The sequence below is a fragment of the Nocardia sp. NPDC049149 genome (genome assembly GCF_043197455.1).
Classification (GTDB): Bacteria; Actinomycetota; Actinomycetes; order Mycobacteriales; family Mycobacteriaceae; genus Nocardia.
This window is the reverse complement of record NZ_JBICTD010000004.1, coordinates 342046-361996: the sequence shown is the minus strand read 5'-3', so window position 1 is coordinate 361996 and position 19951 is coordinate 342046. Positions and strand designations below refer to the sequence as shown.

General features: G+C 67.2%; 20 protein-coding genes. 11 read left to right on the top strand and 9 right to left on the bottom strand.

Annotation, left to right across the window (positions count from 1 at the left end; translation table 11 throughout):
- Nucleotides 1–3: 3 nt before the first annotated feature.
- The gene (locus ACGFNJ_RS17345; protein WP_393448413.1) at nt 4–1569 is read right to left on the bottom strand and encodes a hypothetical protein; all 1566 of its coding nucleotides are present in this window, start codon (nt 1567–1569) and stop codon (nt 4–6) included.
- 72 nt (nt 1570–1641) lie between these two features.
- Complete coding sequence (locus ACGFNJ_RS17340) at nt 1642–3033, bottom strand: hypothetical protein (protein WP_393448411.1); 1392 nt, start codon at nt 3031–3033, stop codon at nt 1642–1644.
- Nucleotides 3034–3349: 316 nt separating this feature from the next.
- On the opposite strand from ACGFNJ_RS17340, the gene ACGFNJ_RS17335 reads away from it, so the two are divergent.
- The 3 genes from ACGFNJ_RS17335 (at nt 3350) to ACGFNJ_RS17325 (ending at nt 5529) form a co-directional block, all read left to right on the top strand.
- Nucleotides 3350–3652: a hypothetical protein gene (locus tag ACGFNJ_RS17335; protein WP_393448409.1), complete on the top strand. Its 303-nt coding sequence runs from the start codon at nt 3350–3352 to the stop codon at nt 3650–3652.
- A gap of 94 nt (nt 3653–3746) precedes the next feature.
- Nucleotides 3747–4229, top strand: coding sequence for a CinA family protein (locus tag ACGFNJ_RS17330; protein ID WP_393448407.1), 483 nt, complete (start codon nt 3747–3749; stop codon nt 4227–4229).
- A gap of 145 nt (nt 4230–4374) precedes the next feature.
- The gene (locus ACGFNJ_RS17325) at nt 4375–5529 is read left to right on the top strand and encodes a GGDEF domain-containing protein (RefSeq protein WP_393448405.1); all 1155 of its coding nucleotides are present in this window, start codon (nt 4375–4377) and stop codon (nt 5527–5529) included.
- Nucleotides 5530–5609: 80 nt separating this feature from the next.
- On the opposite strand, the gene ACGFNJ_RS17320 is transcribed toward ACGFNJ_RS17325, so the two are convergent.
- Nucleotides 5610–6872, bottom strand: coding sequence for a serine hydrolase domain-containing protein (locus tag ACGFNJ_RS17320; RefSeq protein WP_393448403.1), 1263 nt, complete (start codon nt 6870–6872; stop codon nt 5610–5612).
- A gap of 226 nt (nt 6873–7098) precedes the next feature.
- Here ACGFNJ_RS17320 and ACGFNJ_RS17315 point away from each other — a divergent pair, with 226 nt between their 5' ends.
- The 5 genes from ACGFNJ_RS17315 to ACGFNJ_RS17295 all read left to right on the top strand — a co-directional run bounded on the left by ACGFNJ_RS17315 (nt 7099) and on the right by ACGFNJ_RS17295 (nt 11787).
- Complete coding sequence (locus tag ACGFNJ_RS17315; RefSeq protein ID WP_069162685.1) at nt 7099–7743, top strand: ABC transporter permease; 645 nt, start codon at nt 7099–7101, stop codon at nt 7741–7743.
- Entirely contained in the window at nt 7740–8996 is a 1257-nt protein-coding gene (locus ACGFNJ_RS17310; protein ID WP_393448400.1) for an ATP-binding cassette domain-containing protein, read from the top strand. The genes ACGFNJ_RS17315 and ACGFNJ_RS17310 overlap by 4 nt, the downstream gene beginning before the upstream one ends.
- Nucleotides 8993–9730, top strand: a complete 738-nt coding sequence (locus tag ACGFNJ_RS17305) for an ABC transporter permease (RefSeq protein ID WP_393448398.1) — start codon at nt 8993–8995, stop codon at nt 9728–9730. The genes ACGFNJ_RS17310 and ACGFNJ_RS17305 overlap by 4 nt, the downstream gene beginning before the upstream one ends.
- The gene (locus ACGFNJ_RS17300; protein WP_393448396.1) at nt 9727–10692 is read left to right on the top strand and encodes a glycine betaine ABC transporter substrate-binding protein; all 966 of its coding nucleotides are present in this window, start codon (nt 9727–9729) and stop codon (nt 10690–10692) included. The genes ACGFNJ_RS17305 and ACGFNJ_RS17300 overlap by 4 nt, the downstream gene beginning before the upstream one ends.
- Nucleotides 10693–10785: 93 nt before the next feature.
- Nucleotides 10786–11787, top strand: a complete 1002-nt coding sequence (locus ACGFNJ_RS17295) for a hypothetical protein (RefSeq protein ID WP_393448394.1) — start codon at nt 10786–10788, stop codon at nt 11785–11787.
- A gap of 3 nt (nt 11788–11790) precedes the next feature.
- Here the strand turns inward: ACGFNJ_RS17295 and ACGFNJ_RS17290 are convergent, their stop codons facing one another.
- Entirely contained in the window at nt 11791–12480 is a 690-nt protein-coding gene (locus ACGFNJ_RS17290; protein ID WP_393448392.1) for a response regulator, read from the bottom strand.
- The gene (locus ACGFNJ_RS17285) at nt 12470–13699 is read right to left on the bottom strand and encodes a sensor histidine kinase (protein WP_393448390.1); all 1230 of its coding nucleotides are present in this window, start codon (nt 13697–13699) and stop codon (nt 12470–12472) included. The genes ACGFNJ_RS17290 and ACGFNJ_RS17285 overlap by 11 nt, the downstream gene beginning before the upstream one ends.
- A 165-nt stretch (nt 13700–13864) precedes the next feature.
- Here ACGFNJ_RS17285 and ACGFNJ_RS17280 point away from each other — a divergent pair, with 165 nt between their 5' ends.
- A complete protein-coding gene (locus ACGFNJ_RS17280; protein WP_393448388.1) occupies nt 13865–14437 on the top strand; it encodes a hypothetical protein in 573 nt (190 codons plus the stop codon).
- A 26-nt stretch (nt 14438–14463) separates the two neighbouring features.
- Here the strand turns inward: ACGFNJ_RS17280 and ACGFNJ_RS17275 are convergent, their stop codons facing one another.
- The 4 genes from ACGFNJ_RS17275 to ACGFNJ_RS17260 all read right to left on the bottom strand — a co-directional run bounded on the left by ACGFNJ_RS17275 (nt 14464) and on the right by ACGFNJ_RS17260 (nt 18033).
- Nucleotides 14464–15576: a chitinase gene (locus tag ACGFNJ_RS17275; RefSeq protein ID WP_393448386.1), complete on the bottom strand. Its 1113-nt coding sequence runs from the start codon at nt 15574–15576 to the stop codon at nt 14464–14466.
- A gap of 88 nt (nt 15577–15664) precedes the next feature.
- Complete coding sequence (locus ACGFNJ_RS17270; protein WP_393448384.1) at nt 15665–16138, bottom strand: flavodoxin family protein; 474 nt, start codon at nt 16136–16138, stop codon at nt 15665–15667.
- Between the two features lie 116 nt (nt 16139–16254).
- Nucleotides 16255–17139, bottom strand: a complete 885-nt coding sequence (locus tag ACGFNJ_RS17265; RefSeq protein ID WP_393448382.1) for an RNA polymerase sigma-70 factor — start codon at nt 17137–17139, stop codon at nt 16255–16257.
- A 273-nt stretch (nt 17140–17412) separates the two neighbouring features.
- Entirely contained in the window at nt 17413–18033 is a 621-nt protein-coding gene (locus ACGFNJ_RS17260) for a DJ-1/PfpI family protein (RefSeq protein WP_393448380.1), read from the bottom strand.
- An 84-nt stretch (nt 18034–18117) separates the two neighbouring features.
- On the opposite strand from ACGFNJ_RS17260, the gene ACGFNJ_RS17255 reads away from it, so the two are divergent.
- Nucleotides 18118–19455 carry a PLP-dependent aminotransferase family protein gene (locus tag ACGFNJ_RS17255; protein WP_393448379.1) on the top strand — a complete coding sequence of 446 codons (1338 nt, stop codon included), beginning with the start codon at nt 18118–18120 and terminating at the stop codon, nt 19453–19455.
- A 229-nt stretch (nt 19456–19684) separates the two neighbouring features.
- A complete protein-coding gene (locus ACGFNJ_RS17250; RefSeq protein WP_393448377.1) occupies nt 19685–19927 on the top strand; it encodes a hypothetical protein in 243 nt (80 codons plus the stop codon).
- The last annotated feature ends 24 nt before the right edge of the window (nt 19928–19951 follow it).

Below are 19951 nucleotides of genomic sequence, written 5' to 3'. Positions count from 1 at the left end.
CGCCTATCCCGACGTTGCGTCGATCAGCACGGTATGCAGGACGCGCGCCTGGCGGCTTGCCTCGGCACCGTGCTGCACGACAGCGGCGAAGGCGGCGCCGAGGGCGCTGTCCACATCGAATTCGTCCGCATCCCCGGACAACTCGGCACGCCAGGCACGGAAGCCGCGCAGTTCCTCGGCGAGCGTGCGGTGCCTCGGCGTCAGCCGCAGATACTCGGCGATCAGCACGCGGTGTGCCTGTTTGCGCGCGCGACCGCCGCCGACGTGGTCGAGTGCCCTACCGAATTGGCGCAGCGTCGCGCAGTAGATTTCCCGCTCCGCCGTTTCGGTCTCTGCCGCCGCCGTTTCGGTCCCTGCCACCGCTGTTTCGGTCTCTGCCACCGCTGTTCGGCTAGATCGCGTCGGTCCCTGCGCGGACCGCTGGTCGAGCGTGATCGAGAGACCGCCGCCTGCCGCGCGGGTCCCCGGGCTCCACCACACCGGCCCCGATCCGGTATCGAGGTCGGCTACCGCGACAACATCGAGCTCGATCGCCGGATAATCGCTGAGCACCCGGTCCACGGCGGCCACGAACTCGCGCACAGCAGGCACCTGCAGTCCTGGCATATCGAATCCGGTGACCTGTACGCCGTGGCGGTCGGCCAGCATGCGCGCCAGCCAGCCGATGACCGGGTCTTTGCCCTGGGCCGGGCCGGGGCGTGGCCGATCGCGCGCCGGTTCGTTGCGAGGTGTCGCGGGCCGCGCGGGAGCCGACCGTGGGTGCTGCGGACTGGACTCGGTAGCGGCAGGCGGGCCGGACGGTGTCGTCGGCAGGCCGGACCATGGCACACCTCGCCGTCCCACCTCACCAGAGCCGCCGACCTGGCGTGCGGCGGTGGTGCGGGGTGCCTCCTCGGTGCCTGCCGGGGGGAACACGGTGGCGGGCCGGGCGTGCTCGGCGAATCGGCCGGGGGGCGCGCGGAACGGTCCAGCCGCTCTCGGCTCTGCTTCCGGACCTGCCGCGCGGCCCGGCGCATCAGGCGACGGATTGCGCTGCGGCGTGGACGGTTTCGAGGACGTTTCCGGGCTTCGGGAGGCGGCTGGGCCGGGTTCTCCGCGCTGTTCGGGTCGATCGGTGGCAGGCGGCCCTTGCGCGGGCCACCCGGTCGGCGGGAAGCCTGCGGTGTCGGTCCCGGCCGACTGGATGCCCATGGGCGTTGGCGTACCCGCGTTGTCACCGGGCCACGCCGGTACCGGCCCGGCGATCGGGTTCGAGCGGGAAAGATAGTGGGCCCGGTCCGCGCCGAGCTGGTCCTGGGTCTCGAATTGTCCCGCAGCGTCGACTATTCCGGCCGTCGTGCTGCGCAGGCTTGCCGCCATCTCGTCCAGATTGGCGAGCAACTGATCGGCATGCGGCTTGAATTCCTTGGCGAACGCGAGCCCCATATCGTCGTCGCCCCAGCTGCCTTCGGCGTATGCCAACGCGTCGCGCAGTTGCGTATAGGTTTGCCCCACCTGGTCACCGATGTCGGCCAACCGCGCTCCTCGTTCGCGCAGCTGGTCCGGATCCACCTGTACGGCATCGCTCATGACTGCGCCTCGCTCGCGCTCGGCTCCGTCACCAGCGAGTGCTCGGCGGTGTCTATTGTTCGCTCGCTCATGTCAGGCTCGGCGGGTGTCACGTAGCCGGAATCGTCGCTCGAACCCGGTGGCGAACACCGACAACGGCACCGATGTGGTCGAGCGCTCCACCACACCGTCGTCCGCGACATAGAAGACTGCCCGATCCAAAGCGATCTCGCCCTTCGGCACCGGCGAACGGATCATCCAGCCCACGCTGACACGATCGGCCCGCAAGGTCGACAGGGGATATCCGGTCGTGTCGTACCCCTGCTGCCGGATGTGCTCGCGAACTCGGTCCAGCGCCGCCGCTTCGCCGAGCCCCTGGTCATGATTCGCTTCGAGGTCCGCGAGCACGAACTGGAACATCGCCGCATCGAAGTCGATGCCGTCCTCGGCACCGAACACCTGCACCAGCGCTTGACGAGTCACCGCGCCGGCCTGCGCTGCCGCGACCAGCAATTCGGCCGCGCTGCGCACGCCGCCCGACCGGTCGTCGAGCAAACTGCCGACGACACCCGCTACGGTGCCCACCGTCCACACCGCGGGCAGCGCCGGCGCACACTCTGCTATCGACGCGGATTCCCCCCGATACCACCGGCCTGCGTGCCACCAGTAACAGAACGACAGCAAACCGGTGGCCGCGCGCGGATTGAGCACCGGCTCGGTCACCCACTCCGGCGCTCCCGCAAACAGATTCGGCATCGCCGCGCCGGTGTTGTAAGCCGCGTCCAACGTCGGCGCTTCCCACACGCCACCCGACAGCACGGCGCGATCACCGGGCAGCAGCGTCAACGTCGACCCGCTGCGTCCCGCGCCCTCGAAGATGCCCACCGCCGGGCCGATCCGGGGGCCATGCCCCGACCCAACCGCCACGAAGGCCGCCGCCAGTACCGCCCATCGAGCCCACAGCGCCGCCAGTTCCGGCAACTCGTCAGCCACGGCCACCGGCTGCACACCCGCCAACCGGTCCGCCCGTGCCGCGTCGGCCGCCGCCCGCGGCGACCGTGCCTGCCTTTCCCCTTGGGCGAGATAGGCAGCCAGCCACACCGGCAACCGACGCCGCGGATAGTGTTCCAGGTCAACACGATACGCATCGGGCGCGAACAACTGCTCGCCGGGAAACGGTGTCGCCCCGTCGTCAGCGACCACCTCGGCGCCGTCCGCATCTCCCCGCACCAGCAACCGCCACCACGGGCCCGCCTCGCCCGCCGCCGAGAGCTGCCGGTGCCGACGTACCCTGTCCCACAGCGATTCCGGCACCCGGCACCGGATCGATCGAACACCGTCCCCGGCCAGCAGGACCGCCGATTCCGCGACTACCGTCATCGCGAACCACGCCTCCACCCGCTGCCAGCCGCGCGGCACGGCCAGCCGCACCTCCGCCACGATCTGTTCGGCCACACCGCCGAGGTCGTCATCCTCGCCAGACATCACGGCACTCCCCGGACGCAGTACAGCCCGAAGTCAGCGGGAGCAACGTCGACCGCCCAAGTCGCACACCCGATCTCCCCATCACCCGACACGCTCATCGTCCTCGTCTGGAATGTCTTAGCCTGAAGATTTCGCACTTTCCGTCCCAGCGCAATCCGAGCAATCACCACCCCTGGTAATACCGCCGCCCGAACTCCTGGTTGCCACCACGTCTATCGGGTAAAGCGTGAGTGCGGCTGTTCGGCACCTCCGACCGCCCGCATCGTTCCGTGCCGCGCAATGCACCCGTGTAGTGCAGCGACCATCGAGGAGGACCATGGTTTCCCAGGACGTCATCGCACAGCTTCGCCAGGACATCACGACCGCCCAGGACGCCGGAGACGACGCGACTTCGCAGCGTTTGCGCGCGGAGTTGGCCGCGGCGACCGAGGCCGCAGGCCACTCCGACAGTCCAGAGGGCAAAGAACTGCCGGACCGCACCGGTTCCAGCACCACCCAGCAACCGCCGGGCGCCACCCAACGCGCGGCAGAGGATCTCGGCCCAGGCAGTTACGAGCAGAGCCTCGCCTCGGCCGCGGACGTCGCCGACGACGGAGACGTCCAGGAACCTCCCGACTGAGTTCGATCAGGCGAACTGCGGGTACAGACAACGCTTTTCGACGTAAAGATGCCGGGCGACCGTCGATAGCGACCCTGCGTATTATCGTCGGCGAATGGACGAGATCACCCAGCTGGCCGCCGAACTCGGTGCTCGACTGCGGACATTACGCGCCCAGGTCGCGACCGCCGAGTCATGCACCGGCGGCGGCATCGCCGAGGCGATAACCAGGATCCCCGGCAGCTCGCGGTGGTTCGAAGCAGGCTTCGTCACCTACTCCAATCGACAGAAGACCCGGCAGCTCGGCGTGCCCGCCGCAGTGTTCGACCAGGTCGGCGCGGTCAGCCGCGAGGTCGTCGAGGCGATGGCGCGCGGCGCCAAGGCCGCGGCGGACGCACAGTTCACCGTTGCGGTCAGCGGCATCGCCGGTCCGGACGGCGGGTCCCCGGAGAAGCCGGTGGGCACGGTGTGGTTTGCCTGGTGCGCCGGCGACGACGTGCTGACCGAGCGGCGACAGTTCCCCGGCGACCGCGACGAGGTCCGTCGGCAGACCGTGCGCGTCGCCCTCGAAGGCCTGTTGCGGCTGACCGGGCCGTAGCTGCTGTTGGACACTTGTAAAGTTTCCAGGTGGAAATAGTACAAACTTAGTTACTCATTAGCTACTCTCAGGGGTGGCTGGACCACGGTGCAGGCCCGCGCCGACCGGCCGGTGCTTTCATTGCCGAAACGAGGCGGTGGTTCGAGTGACCGACGGTCGATCGCTGATCCGAAGCTGGTGGCGCGACGAGGCAGGATACGACTGGCTCGTCGAGGTGCTCGAATCCCACGCTGCGCTCGGCTGGGTCAAGGCGATGATCGGCACCGGCGGTGCGGTGATGTGCGCAGTCACCGCACTGTCGCTGGTCTCGAGCATCGGACCGCGCAACACCGTCTTCGCAGTCGGCTGCTGGATGGTCGTCGGACTCACCGCGGTATGGGCACTGCGTTGGTGGTTCTTGCCGTGGCCGAGCCGGTTCCGTGCGGTCCTCTGGTGCGCGGCCGGGGATGTCGCCATCACCTTCGGGGCGTTGGCTGCCCAGCACCGCGTCTACGGTGCGCTCGTGACGACGCTGCTGACCGTCATCGGCATGTGCCTGATCTTTCATGGACCGCCGGTGCTCGCATTGCACGTCGGCTGGTCGCTCGGTTCGATCAGCACGCTCGCCGTGCTGCTCGTGGCCGACGACCCGAGCCACTCCGGTGCCGCCGCCGGTGACACTCGCATCGCGATCGCCATCACCTTGATCGTCGTGGCACTCAGCGTCATCGGCTTGCCGACAGTGCAGTTCTGTCACTGGGTTTGGCGCCTGCACGCGCTCCTCGACCCGCTGACCTCCTTGCTGAACCGGCGCGGTCTCGACTACCAACTGTCCCAAACCTTCCGCGGCCGAACCGGATCGGCTTATGCGGCCACCGTGGACATCGACCGGTTCAAGGTCGTCAACGATACGTTCGGCCACCAATTCGGCGACGAGGTCCTGCAGCTGACGGCCGAGTGCCTCCGGTCGGCCGCGGGCAAGGACGCCGTCGTCGCGCGCACCGGCGGCGAAGAGTTCGTGGTCGTCGGCTGGCTGCACGACGAGTCGGTCGAGGCGATCGCAGAGCGACTGCGCGGCGCCGTCGAAACGATGCCGCGCCTACCGCTGGTGGTGACCGCCAGCGTCGGCGCGACGGCCTTCCCGGTCTGCAATCTCCTCAACCCCGTTCTCCTGCGCCAGATCCTGCGCCGGTCCGACACCGCGATGTACGAGGCGAAGAGCGCGGGTGGCAACATCGCGGTGATCGAACCGCTCTACGACGCGGCTGTCTGCATCACGGAAATTTTCAGCACTCCTCGCCGCACGACAACGTCACGGTAAGACGACCTGCGCAACGATGACTGTTCACACGCCGCATTTCTGGCACAGACTGCACAGCCGCGCCGTATGCAGACCGACGCTTACTGCACCGCCGCATCGGCTGCGGCCTGAAAGTCCTTGTGCACCTGAGGTGTTCCCGGACCATCGAAGACTCGTTGGGTGAGGACGAGGACGGTGAGATCGTGGCGGGGGTCGGCGAGCCAGGAGGTGCCGAAGCCGCCCAACCAGCCGTAGGCGCCGTCTCGAGTGACCGAAACGCCGTAGCCCCAGGAGTTCTCGGTGAAGAAGTCCGGCTCGAGGCCGCCCGCGGCGCGTTGCTCGGGCGTGAGCTGACCGGTTGTCATGGCGCGCACCGATGCGGCAGACAAGAGGGGGGCGCCGCCGCGTAAGAGCATGCGGGAGAACGCGAACATGTCGTCGATCGTCGAAACCAGTCCGGCCGCACCGTCGCCGAAGGCTGGTGGTTTCGACCAGGCACCGTCCGGGGCGTCCATGACCACCAGTCCGTTCGGTGTCGGCTGATACGCGGTGGCGAGGCGGCCGGTGTCGGATGCCCAGAAGGCGGTGTCGCGCATGCCGAGTGGTTCGAAGACCCGGTGGCGCAGCACGTCGGCGAAGGGTTCGCCGTGTGCGCGAGACAACAGCACGCCGAGGATCGAAGAGCCGGTGTTGTAGAGCCAGCGGGCGCCGGGCTGGGCAAGCAGCGGGAGGCGGCCGAGCGCGGCGATCCAGGCGTCGGGATCGGGCTGTTCCTGCGGAGCAGGCGGACCGAATGTGCCGAGATGCGCGGCATCTGCTGCCGCGGTCACCGGCCATGGCGTTGTGGCCGTGAGCAATTCACCGGACATCCCGTATCCGCAGGTGAAGGCCAGCAGGTCGCGGATGGTCGGCTGCCGGTCGGCGGGCACCGTGTCGTCGAGTGGCCCGTCGGGCCTGCGGAGCACCCGGCGGTCGGCCAGTTCCGGCAACAATCGATCGACGGGATCTTCGAGCCGGAAGAGCCCGGCTTCGGCGGCGGCAAGGGTCGCCACCGCAGTGATCGGCTTGGTCATCGACGCGATCCGGAATATCGAGTCGCGTTGCACCGCCTGACCATCGATGGCCAGCGTGCCCGCGACCTCGACGTGGGCCTCGTCGCCGCGGCCGACCAACGCGACGAGCCCTGGCACCTTGGTCGGCCCGACGCTGCGTGCCGCCACGTCGCGGAATTCCCGCAGCCCTCGCTCCGCCAGTCCCGGTGCGGGCGAGCCCCGGTCGCTACACCCCGCCGCGGCGGCGAGCGCGGCGGCGCCAAGGATCCGGAACGCATCGCGGCGGTCGAACGGCCTCGACAACACAGTCACCAGAAATCTCCTTCGATCGACTACTTCCTCTGACGGGGCAGCGACCGCGAAGTCATCGGTGTCGTTCGGATCAGCGTGACCGAAATGGCGATCGCGCCTGGTAGCGGGCAAATCCGACGATTCGCCCGCCGCGTGCCCTCCCCGATCGACGGTGCCGTGTCGATTACCCTTTGACGGCTCACGCCCGGCACAAACCGACTGGTCGTCGCCTGACGAGAGGAATCGCGTGAATTTGTGGAGCTATCTCCGAGGCCGGGGAGATTTTCTGGCGTTCCTGACGTACCAGCATGCCTCCCTGGCGTTTCAGACGGTCCTGGTCGGCACGGTGGTCGCGGTCCTGATCGCCGTCGCGGTGTACCGCCTCCCGTTGCTGGCCGCGCTGTCGCTGACCTCCAGCCGAGTCGCGCTGACCATCCCTTCGCTGGCACTGCTCGCGCTCCTGCTGGTGCCGTTCGGCCTCGGTGTCGTGCCGTCCTTCGTCATGCTCGCGTTCTTCGCCGCGCTCCCGGTGATCGGCAATGCGATCGTCGGCCTGCGCGCGGTGCCCGCCTCGGTCATCGAATCCGCCCGCGGCATCGGCTTTTCGCGCTGGCGCATCCTGCTGACCGTCGAACTGCCGATCGCCTGGCCGGTGATCCTCACCGGTATCAGGGTGTCCACTCAGATGATCGTCGGCGTCGCCGCGATCGTCGCCTACGTCCTCGGCCCCGGGCTCGGCTCGCTGATCTTCAACGGCCTGTCCAGGCTCGGCGGCGCGAACGCGCTCGAAATGGCGCTGACCGGCACCGTTCTCATCGTCCTCATCGCGTTGACGTTCGACGCGCTGCTCGTCCTGCTCGGACGCCTCACGATCGCGAAAGGACTCGAATGACCGATACGGCACTGCGCAAGGTGACCGGCGCGTCCATCAACCTGGACTCGGTCGTCAAACACTATCGGGGCCAAGACAAGCCTGCGGTCGAGCGCCTCGATCTCGAGATCGAGGCGGGCACGATCGTCGCGTTCGTCGGCCCGTCCGGGTGCGGGAAGACCACGACGCTGAAGATGATAAACCGGCTGATCGAGCCGACCGAGGGCCGTATTTTCATCGACGGCCGTGACGTCACCCGGGAAGACCCGGACAAGCTTCGTCAGTCGATCGGCTATGTCATCCAATCCGGCGGCCTGTTCCCGCACTGGTCGGTCGCCAAGAATGTCGGCGCCATCCCCCGCGTGCTCGGCTGGGACAAGAAGCGGATCGCCGAACGCACCGCGTACCTGCTCGATCTGGTCGGCCTCGACCCTGGCACGTTCGCCGACCGGCTGCCCAAGGACATGTCCGGTGGTCAGCAGCAGCGGGTCGGCGTCGCCCGCGCGCTCGCCGCCGACCCGCCGGTGCTGCTGATGGACGAGCCGTTCGGCGCGGTCGATCCGATCACCCGGGTTCGCTTGCAGGACAGTCTGATCGCGATCCAGCACGAGCTCGGCAAGACCATCGTGATCGTCACCCACGACTTCGAGGAGGCCACCAAGCTCGGCGACAAGGTGCTCATCCTGTCCGAAGGCGGGCACGTCGAGCAGTATGCGCGGCCGGAGGAAATCCTCACCGACCCGGCGACGCCGTTCGTGGAGGAGTTCGTCGGGTCCGGCGCGAAGCTCGCCTATCTGACCGTGTCCCGGGTGCGCGACGTCGACTACGACACGGTGATCACCGCTCGGGTCGGCGAGCCCGCACAGCCCGTCATGGACCGCGCGATGGCCGCCGGGCACACCTGGGTCGTTGTCGTCGACGAACACGGACGCCCGCGCTCGTGGCCGTCGCTCGCGGAACTGGCGACCAAACCGGAGGTCTCCGACTTCCTCGATCGGCGGCTGCCCGTCGTCGCGCGCTCCTCGACCCTCAACGACGCGCTCGACGCCATGCTCGCGGCCAGTCAGGGCGCCGCGCTGGTCACCGACAGTCGCGGTGCGGTGGTCGGCTCGCTCAGCATCGGCACGGTGACCGAAACGATCCAGACCAAGCTCGCCGACGTGCGCTCCGAGCAGGAAGACCTGTCCTACGAGACGTACGTCGACGGCACCGATCCGGCGCCGACGCCGGTGGTGGCCGCCGAGGGGGAACCCGGATCGGACGAGCAATCATGAACCGGTTCCGTCGCGTTCCGCTCGACGTCTGGTTCGAGCCGATCATCATCGGCATCCTCGGGATCGGCTACGCCCTCTGGTATCGATCGACGACCTTCACCCCGACCGAGAAGGCGGCGCTGGGCTGGGACAACCTGCAGTCCACGATCCTCGCGCACATCAAATTGACGGTGGTGGCCACACTCATCGTCGTCGTCCTCGCGATACCACTCGGCATCGCGCTGACCCGCCCCGCGCTGCGGCGGCTGGAACCGTTCGCGGTGAACATCGCCAACATCGGCCAGGCCGCGCCCGCCGTCGGCCTGCTTGTCCTGTTCACCTTCTGGCTCGGCACCGGATTCCGCACGGCGATCGTCGGTCTCGTGGTGTACGCGATCCTGCCGATCCTGCAGAACACGATCGTCGGGCTGCGGCAGGTGGATCAACGCACCATCGAGGCGTCGCGCGGCATCGGTTTCTCCGGCGCCCGCACGCTGTTCCAGGTCGAACTGCCGCTCGCGGTGCCGGTGATCCTGAACGGGGTACGCACCGCGCTCGTCATTCTGGTCGGCACCGCGACGCTGAGCACGTTCATCGGCGCGACCAGTCTCGGCACGTTGATCACCACCGGTGTCACGCTCTTCCTGCCCAAGCTGCTCATCTCCGGCGCGATCCTGGTCGGGCTGCTCGCGCTGATCATCGACTGGCTCGGCAGGCTCGTCGAGCTGGCCGCGACCCCGCGAGGTGTCGCATGAAACGCGCCGTTGCCGCGCTCCTGGTGGCGGCGTCGATGCTCACCGGCTGCGGCCTGGTGAGCTCGTCCGGAACATTCCACGACGCGCGGCTGCCGGGTGGCGAACAGCCGTTGGCAGGCGCGAAGCTGGTCGTCACCTCGAAGAGCTTCACCGAGGGTGTGCTGCTCGGCAAGATCACCGCGACCTACCTCGCCGCGGCGGGCGCCGACGTCAAAGACCTGACCGGAGCGCCTGGTTCGGCCTCATCGCGCCAGGCCCAGCTCAACGGCGACGCCGACATCCTCTGGGAGTACACCGGCACCGGGTGGGTCAACTATCACAACCAGACCGAGATCATCGCCGACCCGACGCAGCTCTGGCAGCGCGTCCACGACGTCGAGCTGCGCGATCACCACCTCGAATGGCTGCCGCCCGCGAACTTCAACGACACCTACGCATTCGGCACCTCGACGCCGAATGCGCAACGGCTGCAAGTGAAGTCGCTGTCCGACGTGGCCGCACTCCCGGTGCCGGACCGGACCTTCTGTGTCGACGACGAATTCTTCAGCCGCTCAGACGGTTTCATTCCGATGCTGCAGCAGTACGGGATCCCCTACAACGATCCCAACGGCGTGCCGTCCGGCAACGTCACCCGGATGGACGCCGGCGTCGTCTACACCGCGACAGCCAAGGGTGCACCCTGTCACTTCGGTATGGTCTACACCACAGATGGCCGGGTCAAGAACCTCGATCTGGTCGTCCTCGATGACGACAAGAAGTTCTTCCTGCCCTACAGCGGCACCGCGGTGGTGCGCGGCGCCGTCATCGATCGATACCCGGCGCTGCGGCCACTGCTCGGGACCATATCCGAGCACCTCAGCGACGAATTGATGCAAGAACTCAACGGTCGCGTCGACATTGACGGCGAGGACCCGGCCGACGTCGCCTACGACTGGTTGAAGAGCGCGAAGCTGGTCGAGTAGGCCATGTTCAGCGCAACTTAATCCCACGCTCGCGGCCGCTGAAGGATACCCGTCGGTTTCGCGGAGTGGCCGAAATTCGCTGTACCGTCGGGCATGACCTCCGAAGTGATCGCCAAGGCGACCTACCCCGGCGGAACTGCCGTTACCCGACGGTCGGGCACCGACCGGGTGCGGGCGTGGATCGTGCTGCTGCTGTGTGCGCTACCGTCCGCGGGCTTGATCACGGTGCTGCTCTACGGACTCGGGCGCACCATCGGCGTCGGCGTTCCCGGCATGCTGCCGGTCGCCTGGTTTCTGGTGTCGGCGGTGTGGAGCGTGGTGTGTTTCCGGGGCGCGCAGCGCCTGCCGCGCGTGTTTCGGCTGCGGCAGCCGACGGCCGAGGAAGCAGGCGTGCTGCAGGTGGCGTGGCAGAACGTCGCGCGCAAGGCGGACGTGCCCGCCGCAGATTACACGCTGTGGATGCAGGAGGCGGATCGGCGATTCGTGGTGCCGGACCGGATGATTACCGTCTTTCCCGAATCACTGCGGCTCAGCCCTCGGGAGTTGGAAGCTGTGCTGGTCCATCAGCTCGCGCAACGGGTACAGGGCCGAGCGGTGTTCTGGCAGTTGTTTTTCCGCCAATACAACCTGCCCGTGGTCTGGATCGAGCATGCGTTGATGTCGGGCCTGGGACTGGTCGCCGTCGGCGAGGCGATCGCACGCAGGTTGCCCGAGCGGAGCTCTCGCGTCTTCTCCCTCGGCTGGACCGTGTTCAGCCGGATCCTCGTCGCGTTCCCTGCGGTCGCGACGGCCACCGTGACCATCGGGTTGGCGCCTGCGGTCCTGCTCCGGCTGGTACCCGAGGCCGGGGCGCTGGCCCTGCGCCCGATCGCCGACCGCTTCGAATACCGATCCGACCGAATAGCAGTCGATTTGGGCTATGGCGCGGAGCTCGGCGGCGTCCTGCAGCACGCCCCGGTTCCGCCGACCCAAACACCGCTGACTCTGCTCTCGGTCTCGCTGTTCTCCTCGAAAGCCACACCAGACAACCGGATTCGACGAATCCGTGACCGGCTCGACGAGCTGGCGCGGCGCTGGAACTCGCCGATGCGGTAACGCTCAGGTGGTGCCGGGAACCACGATCCCGGTCTCGTAGGCGAGGACGACGAGCTGGGCACGGTCGCGGACCGCGAGCTTGGTGAGCAGCCGTCCGACGTGGGTCTTGACCGTGGCGATGCTGAGGTGGAGCGTGTCCGCGATCTCCGCGTTGGATCGGCCTGCCGCAACATGTTCCAGGACTTCACGCTCGCGGTCGGTGAGCGCGGCAAGCAGGTCCGGCGGCGTGGCAGGCGCCGTCGGTTGGCGGGCGAACGCGCTGATCATGCGACGGGTGATGCTCGGCGTGAGCAGGGCGTCACCCTTGGCGACGACCCGGATCGCATGCAGAAGTTCTTCCGGCGGTGAGTCTTTGAGGATGAAGCCGCTCGCACCGCTGCGCAGCGCCTGGAAGACGTGCTCGTCCTGGTCGAAGGTCGTGACTATCAACACGTTCGGGCCGTCCGCTCCCCCGGCCGCGATGTGCCGCATCGCCTCGAGGCCGTCCATGATCGGCATCCTGATGTCCATCAGGACGACATCGGGTCGCAGTTGGCGGGTGAGCCGGACCGCTTCGCCGCCGTTGCCCGCCTCCCCGAGCACGGTGAGATCCGCCGCGGAATCGACGAGCACGCGGAACCCGGCGCGCACGAGGGCTTCGTCGTCGGCGATCAGGACCCGGATCCGGTCCTCGACGGGACTGTCAGTCGTCATGGTGCTCCTCATCGAGCGGAAAGTGCGCGGTGACGGCGAAGCCGCCCTCGGGTCGCGGTCCGGCATCGAGCCGCCCGCCGAACAGCGACGCGCGTTCCCGCATGCCGACAAGCCCGAGGCCGGAACCGCTGCTCTCGGGTCCGTCGTGGTGCCGCACCGGTCCATCATCGACGACGGACACCGTCAGCTCGTGCGCGGCATGCCGGATCTCGACCTGCGCCCGATCGGTGTTCGCATGCTTGACGACGTTGGTCAGCGCCTCCTGCACGATGCGATAGGCCGTGGTCTGCAACAGCGCCGGGTAGGCGGCGGGCGCGCCGACGACGCGATACTCCACGGCCAGTCCGTCGTGGTGCAGGCCTGCGACGAGGGCGTCGATCTCGGCGAGACCCGGTTCGTCCGATTCATCCGGCTGCCCGGGCTCGCGCATCTGGGCAAGGACCTGCCGCAGTTCCCGCAGCGCCGAGCGGCTGGCCGTTTCGATCGTGCTCAGCGCTTCCCGCGCCTCGCCCGGTTGCTCGTCGATCAGCAGGCGTGCCACCCCGGAACGGACGGCGACCATGCTCAGCGTGTGCGAGATCAGGTCGTGCACGTCTCGTGAGACACGTAACCGCTCTTCGGCCCTGATCCGCTGCTCTTCCGCCGCGGCCCGGCGAAGCTGTTGTGCGGCAAGGTTTTCCCGGTAGTTGCGGCGGGTTCGGAGCATGTCGCCCGCGAGCCAGCCCGCGGCGGCGATCGGCAGTTGCACGAAGTCCTGTTCCTGATTCGGGTACAGGGGTACGCCGACCAGACCGCAGACGTAGAGGGCGATGAGCGCCGCACCGGTGATCAGCAAGGAATCCCGCCGCGATCGCTGGTTGGCCAGCGTGAGGACCGCGATACCCAGTGCCGGACCGGTGTTGCTCACCCACGGGGTGAAGCGGACGCCGGCGATCATCGCCAGGCCCAATACGACCGTCACCGCGACCACGACCACGACCGGCCAGCGGCGCCGGACCAGCAGCGGCAGGACCGCGGCGGCGCCGAACAACGCCATGGCGGGCACCGCGCCGTGCCCGGTCGTCCCGCTGAACAACTCGGGCACCGTGAACGCCGCGAAGCAGGCGGCCGCGATGCCGATATCGACGCCGTCCGGCCCGAGACCTGCCCCGTGCAGGCGCGCGATGCGCTGATACCACGGTGTCGTTCGGGTGGTCTCCGGCTTGGAGGTGATCGCCATGACGCCGACGGTAACCAACCGGGCCTGCGGAAACATCGCGCTGAGGTCGCTGGGTCGCGTCATCCGCAGGTCTGACGACCCCGGCCGCATCCGTCCGCGGCGGTCGATGATCTCGCGGCCTCCGGATGACGACAGCGCCCCGGTCGGCGGACAACAGTGGTGGACATGAACGCAGACGCGCGCACCAAGCCGAGATCGCTTGGCGCACAATCCGACTCCCTCTTCTCCCGACCGCTGGTCAGCATTGCCGCGATATCGCTCACCGCGGGGATCGTGGTCGGCGGGCTGGCCTACCTCGACCGGTCCCCGCAGCGTGCGCCGTATGTCGACGGAACCGCTGCGTGGGCCCCGCATATCGTGTTGCTCCTGCTCACCGCCGTCGGCGTCACCGTTCTGGTGCGTCGGCGCGGCGCGGACGCCGTGCTGTTCATGCTGCTCGCTCCCCTCGGCCCCACCGCGGCGCGGCGACTGACCACCACCGTCGCGTCAATCCTGCGGCATCCGACCGCCTTGCTGCGCCTGCTGCTCGGCGTCCTCCCCCTGGCCATGCTGGTCTTCGGACCATTCAGGATCGGCGTGCAGATGCTCGGCGGCCTCGACCCGAACTTCACTGTCAACGCATGGGGTGGGCCGACATACCTGGGCGCGATGGCCTGTCACTACCTGGATGCCGCACTACTGATGGCCGCGGCGGCCGCACTCCTGAACAAACTGTTGCTGCCCGCTGCGCGTCGATAGCGTTGGTGCACTGCACCTTTCGGTGATCAGCGGCCCTGCAATGCCTTGACGTTATTGCCGAAGGTCCAGTTCTTCGAACCGTCCCAGTTGATCGACCAGGTCATCAGACCCTTCAATGCGCCGCCGAAGGCGTTCCACGACTGCGCGACCAACCCCGGCGCCATATAGCCGCCGCCCGCACCGGGTTGGGCAGGCAGGCCAGGAACCTGTTTGGCGAAGGGGACTTTGATCGTCGTGCCCTGGATGACCAAACCCTTGTCGAGGCAGGTCGTTTGCGCCTTGAAGCCTTCGACCGTGCCCGCAGAATAGGAATCGCCGGCGCAGCCGTACATGCTGCCGTTGTAGTACTGCATGTTCAGCCACCAGAGGCGGCCGTTGTCGGCATATTTCTTGATGATCGGCAGATAGGCGCCCCAGATCGAACCGTATGCCACGCTGCCACCGGTGACATAGGCGGTTTCGGGCGCCATCGTCAGGCCGAAATTCGCGGGCATTCGCGCCAGGATCCCGTCGATGATGTGAATGAGGTTGGCCTGCGAGGTAGACAATTTGTTGATGTTTCCGTCGCTGGTGAGCCCGGTTTCCAGATCGATATCGATGCCGTCGAAATTGTAGGTCTGCAGAATCGGCACGATGGTCGCGATGAACCGGTCGGCGACCGCACGCGAGCTGAGATCGATGCCCGCCGTCGCGCCGCCGATCGACATCAGGATGGTCGCGCCGGCCGCCTTGGCCTGGCACATCTCGGCCGGGGTCGCGACCTTCACAGTCCGATCCATCCCGTCCTCCCACAGGGCGGTGCCGTCGGAGCGAATGACCGGGAACGCCGCGTTGATCACGTTGTAGCCGTGCTGGGCCAGGCGTGGGTCGGTGATCGGCGTCCAGCCGAACGGCGGATGGACGCCGTTCGACGCGCCGTCCCAGTTCTCCCAATATCCTTGCAGCACTTTGCCGGACGGCTTCGATTGCACCGCACAGGTTTCGGCGGGCGCCTGCGCCGATGCGACCGGCGCCGGACCGATCAGCCCGAGGAGCGCGATGGCTATTGCTGTTCCGAGCAGACGCGACATATCAGGATTGAAGCAACGGTGAAGATCGAAGTCTATTTTCCCACTTGAACATTCGACGTGGATCGCCATTTCGGCATTTGCCGACCCCTGCTGCCGGGCGGCTCGCCCGGCATTTCACGACACCCAATGTTCGTGCAGGGATCAATATTTCAGAAACTCAGGAAACCGCGCCGAGGCGTGCCCGCAGTCCGACGGCGAACGCGCGCGCCGCGGCGAGATCGGCGACGTCGGGATGCCCCTTGCTGACCCCGCCGACGATCTTCAACGGCAGCCAGGTGTCGAGCCCGCGGCACGAGAACGTGTCGACCACCTCGAAGCCCTTCCGCTCGAGCAACCCGGCCATTTGGCGCAGATACGGCTTGAACGGCGGCTGCGGAAAGCCACTGGTGGCGTACACGAACGCCTTGCCGCGCGTGCTGGTCGGCAAGGATTGAACGAACTGGCGCAGCCGCGGATGGAAGGACATGTTGAAGATCCCCGAGCCGAATCCCACCAGGTCGTAGCCGGCCAGCTCGGCGGGGTCCACATGCTCCGGCTCGACGACGCGGGCGTGCAGAATCTCGCCCATGACGTCGGCGACTCGCTTCGTGTTGCCATGCGACACAGAGGTGCACACGATTAAGGCGTTCATGATGATGCTCCTTCGGGTGTTGATGCGGACGTCCTCTGAGACACCGCTCCCGCCGAGACCGTGACATCCCGGCGTGTGGCCTCCGTCACGCCACGCCTGTAAGGCGTTGTGTTCCCTCAGGTATCGCTTCGATCGAGAGTGCGCAGCACCTCTGCGCCGCGCAGCTTGTCGGGATTGCGTACCGCATACAGCCGGGTGATCCGGTCTCCCGACAGCTCGATCAGCAGGACAGAATCCAGCTCTCCGCCGGAGCGGACCAGCAGGGCAGGCAGCGCGTTGAAGCTGCCGAACTCGACATCCATGCCCGCCATGCCGTTCTGGGCGAGCGCGACGAGGTACTTGGCGACCCGCTCGGCACCGACAACCGGACGGCCTGCCACGGTGACCTTGCCGCCGCCGTCGGCGAGCTGCACCACGTCGGGCGCGAGCACATCCATGAGGGTTTGCACATCACCGTTGCGGGCGGCCCGCAGGAACTGATCGATCACCGCCCGGCTGGTTTCCGCGTCTGGCTCGTAGCGCTTGCGCCTGGCCTGCACGTGTTGTCTGGCACGGTGCGCAATCTGGCGCACCGTGCTGTCGGTCTTACCGATCATGTCGGCGATCTCGACAAGGCTGTGGCCGAACACCTCCGACAGCACGAACACGGCTCGCTCAGTAGGGCCGAGCGTTTCCAGCACGAGCAGCATCGCCATCGACACCGATTCGGCAAGCACCACATCATGACTGGCGTCGTGTTGGGTCCGAATCGGTTCCGGCAACCAGGTGCCGACATACTCTTCGCGACGCCGACGCACCGTCCGCAACTGATTCAATGCCTGCCGCGTAACAACCCGCACCAGATACGCCCGCGGGTGCACTACTTCGCCCGGCGGCACATCCCGCCACCGAAGATAACTGTCCTGCAACACATCCTCAGCATCAGCCGCACTCCCGAGGATCTCGTACGCAATCGTGAACAGCAGCGGCCGCAGCCGATCGAACGCCGCCGACTCATTCATCGCCCTCCCCCGCCCCGGCCAGCACCGATCAAACGGCACACCACCCGTTCTCTGACCACGCCCACCAACGTAAGGCTGCCACCCCGCGCCCGCCAAAGTCCGCACCTCTTCCGCAGGTCCGCACCCCTTCTGTGGATCCGCACCCGCTCCGGGCTGCTAGAACCAGTGCGGATCCACAGAAGGGGTGCGGATTTGAGAGTGAGAACGTCGACTGCCACTGACCAAAGTCTGGCTGAATCAGTTCACCGACCACTCAACTGCGCGGCTCCACCGCTAGACGGTGGTGAAAGTGGTTTGGAGGTAGGGGGTTACGTTGTTCATCGCTCGGGCGACGTAGTCCTCTTTTTCGCCTACCGGTGCGACGTAGCGGATCGCGTCTTCGGCGGCGTCGCGGCCGACCAGGCGGGCGATGATCCAGGCGGCGAGGTAGTGCGAGGCGAGGCAGCCGCCTGCGGTGGCGATGGTGTTCTCTGCGTAGAAGGGCTGGTTGAGAACGTCGACTCCGGCTGCGATCACCCATGGTTTGGTGGTGAGGTCGGTGCAGGCCGGGATGCCGTCGAGCAGACCGAGTTTGGCCAGGACGAGCGCGCCGGAGCATTGCGCGGCGATCAACTGGCGGGCAGGATCCAGGTTTCCCAGCACGTCCATGATGGCGGGTGTCTCGACGACCTCGCGGGTCTTGGCGCCACTGCCGACGATGACAGCATCTGCGGCACAGGCTGTTTCGAGATCGACCATGGACTCGATCACCACACCGTTCATGGACCGAACCGTGTGGGTCGGGCTGGCGATCGATACCTGCCAGTCGGGCAACCGAACTCGGTTGAGGACGCCGAGGGCAATCAGCGAATCGAGCTCGTTGTATCCCTCGAAGGTCAGGATCGCAATGTGCATGGCGGGGTCCTTTCTGCCTGGTAGACGCAGCCTAAGACGCTTACCCATGACAGTCGAATAATTGTCATGGATACAATCGGCGGCATGCGGATCCCTCGATACAAGCGGGTCGTCGACCGGCTCGCGTCGGAGATCCGTTCTGGGCGTTGGCCTTCGGGGACCCGCCTGCCCACGCACCGCGAACTGGCCGCCCGCGAGGGCATCGCGCTGGTGACCGCGTCCCGCGTATATGCCGAACTGGCCGCCATGGGCCTGGTCAGCGGCGAACAGGGTCGCGGCACGTTCGTCCGCGACCTGGCACTTCCGTCCGGCGCGGGGATCGACCAGCAGGCACTGGCCGCCGATGCCGTCGACCTCAGCTTCAACTACCCCGCCACGCCCGGTCAGGCGGACTTGCTGCGCAGCGCCCTGCGTGAACTGGCCACCACGGGCGACCTCGATGCGTTGCTGCACTACCAGCCGCACCGCGGACGCGCCGCCGACCGAGCTGCGGTCGCTCGTCACCTGCGCCGTCGCGGGTTGACCGTGGACGCAGCGCAAGTCCTCATCGTCAGCGGCGCTCAGCACGGACTCGCCGCGACCGCGATGGCCACGCTGCAGCATGGCGACGTCGTCGCAGTGGATGCACTCACCTACCCGGGATTCAAGGTGCTCGCGCAGACTGTCGGGCTGGAGACCGCCCCGATACCTGTCACCGCATCCGGCCCCGATCTCGTTGCGCTCGAACACCTTTGCACGCAACGCCGGGTCCGCGCGATCTACACCATACCGACGTTGCACAACCCACTCGGCTGGGTGATGACCGCCGCCGCGCGCGGTGATCTGGTGACCATTGCCCGCAAACACCAGCTGCTCATCATCGAAGACGCCTCCTACGCCTACCTGGCTGAGGACCCGCCGCCACCACTTGCCGCGCTCGCACCGGAGACCACGATCTACGTCTCCAGCCTCTCCAAGAGCGTTGCCACCGGTTTGCGATTCGGCTTCGTCGCCGCACCCGATGACCGTGTCGCGGCGGTCGAACGCGCTATCCGTGCGACGACGTGGAACACTCCGGCCCTCACTACGGCGATCGCCTGCCGCTGGCTCGAGGACGGCACCGTCGAGCAGCTGGAATCCAGGAAGCGCGACGACGCCCGCGCGCGCCAAACCATCGCCCGTACCGTTTTCGGGGGACTCCCCTACGCGAGCCACCCCTCGTCCTATTTCCTGTGGTTGCCGCTGGCCGAGAGCGCACGCGCGGACCGAATCGCCGGCACGCTGGCCCGCGAGCGCGTCTTCGTCTCCACCGCCGAGCCCTACGCCACGTCCGCCCATGTACCGCAGGCACTTCGATTGGCCCTCGGTTCGATCGGCCTCCCCGACCTCCACCAGGCACTCGAGCGGGTCAGGCACGTAGTCGACGACGATGCGTTCCAATGACCGCGGGGAACCGCTCGCAGCGACCGCGTGACGCACACCACAAACGCGGCGCCGAATCCGCATACACCGCTTCCGACCTGCAGATCTTCGGTGTCGTAACGATGAATGAACGGCCGTGACGAGCCCGCGCCGCCACTTATCGTTTGCCAAAAGTTAGCTACGAGGTTCTCCTTAGAGCAACAGAGATCACAAGAGCCGAGTTCCATGCCGAGACTCGAGGGTGAACCAGATGGACAGAACCGATACCGCGTCCGGCGACGTCGCACTCGCACCGGTTGCCTGCGCCGTCGGCTTCTTCATGCTCCTCGCGGCATTCGCGCACCTGGATCGGGTGCCGGGATGGGCCGACGACTACGGCGCGATTCTGGTCTACCTGGCCTTCTTCCTCTACATGTCCATCGCAGGACGCCTGACCTGGTGGGGCGTCGACATCCTCTACGCGCGCATAAAGACCGGCCGCCCCGGCCGATGAGGGTCACCCGATCAGTCGTAGCCA

What these genes read in the sequence shown, in the direction of transcription:
- ACGFNJ_RS17345 (WP_393448413.1), bottom strand. Translation starts at nt 1,569, where the DNA reads ATGAGCGATGCCGTACAGGTGGATCCGGACCAGCTGCGCGAACGAGGA.
- ACGFNJ_RS17340 (WP_393448411.1), bottom strand. Translation starts at nt 3,033, where the DNA reads ATGTCTGGCGAGGATGACGACCTCGGCGGTGTGGCCGAACAGATCGTG.
- ACGFNJ_RS17335 (WP_393448409.1), top strand. Translation starts at nt 3,350, where the DNA reads ATGGTTTCCCAGGACGTCATCGCACAGCTTCGCCAGGACATCACGACC.
- ACGFNJ_RS17330 (WP_393448407.1), top strand. Translation starts at nt 3,747, where the DNA reads ATGGACGAGATCACCCAGCTGGCCGCCGAACTCGGTGCTCGACTGCGG.
- ACGFNJ_RS17310 (WP_393448400.1), top strand. Translation starts at nt 7,740, where the DNA reads ATGACCGATACGGCACTGCGCAAGGTGACCGGCGCGTCCATCAACCTG.
- ACGFNJ_RS17305 (WP_393448398.1), top strand. Translation starts at nt 8,993, where the DNA reads ATGAACCGGTTCCGTCGCGTTCCGCTCGACGTCTGGTTCGAGCCGATC.
- ACGFNJ_RS17300 (WP_393448396.1), top strand. Translation starts at nt 9,727, where the DNA reads ATGAAACGCGCCGTTGCCGCGCTCCTGGTGGCGGCGTCGATGCTCACC.
- ACGFNJ_RS17295 (WP_393448394.1), top strand. Translation starts at nt 10,786, where the DNA reads ATGACCTCCGAAGTGATCGCCAAGGCGACCTACCCCGGCGGAACTGCC.
- ACGFNJ_RS17290 (WP_393448392.1), bottom strand. Translation starts at nt 12,480, where the DNA reads ATGACGACTGACAGTCCCGTCGAGGACCGGATCCGGGTCCTGATCGCC.
- ACGFNJ_RS17285 (WP_393448390.1), bottom strand. Translation starts at nt 13,699, where the DNA reads ATGGCGATCACCTCCAAGCCGGAGACCACCCGAACGACACCGTGGTAT.
- ACGFNJ_RS17280 (WP_393448388.1), top strand. Translation starts at nt 13,865, where the DNA reads ATGAACGCAGACGCGCGCACCAAGCCGAGATCGCTTGGCGCACAATCC.
- ACGFNJ_RS17275 (WP_393448386.1), bottom strand. Translation starts at nt 15,576, where the DNA reads ATGGCGATCCACGTCGAATGTTCAAGTGGGAAAATAGACTTCGATCTT.
- ACGFNJ_RS17270 (WP_393448384.1), bottom strand. Translation starts at nt 16,138, where the DNA reads ATGAACGCCTTAATCGTGTGCACCTCTGTGTCGCATGGCAACACGAAG.
- ACGFNJ_RS17265 (WP_393448382.1), bottom strand. Translation starts at nt 17,139, where the DNA reads ATGAATGAGTCGGCGGCGTTCGATCGGCTGCGGCCGCTGCTGTTCACG.
- ACGFNJ_RS17260 (WP_393448380.1), bottom strand. Translation starts at nt 18,033, where the DNA reads ATGCACATTGCGATCCTGACCTTCGAGGGATACAACGAGCTCGATTCG.
- ACGFNJ_RS17255 (WP_393448379.1), top strand. Translation starts at nt 18,118, where the DNA reads ATGCGGATCCCTCGATACAAGCGGGTCGTCGACCGGCTCGCGTCGGAG.
- ACGFNJ_RS17250 (WP_393448377.1), top strand. Translation starts at nt 19,685, where the DNA reads ATGGACAGAACCGATACCGCGTCCGGCGACGTCGCACTCGCACCGGTT.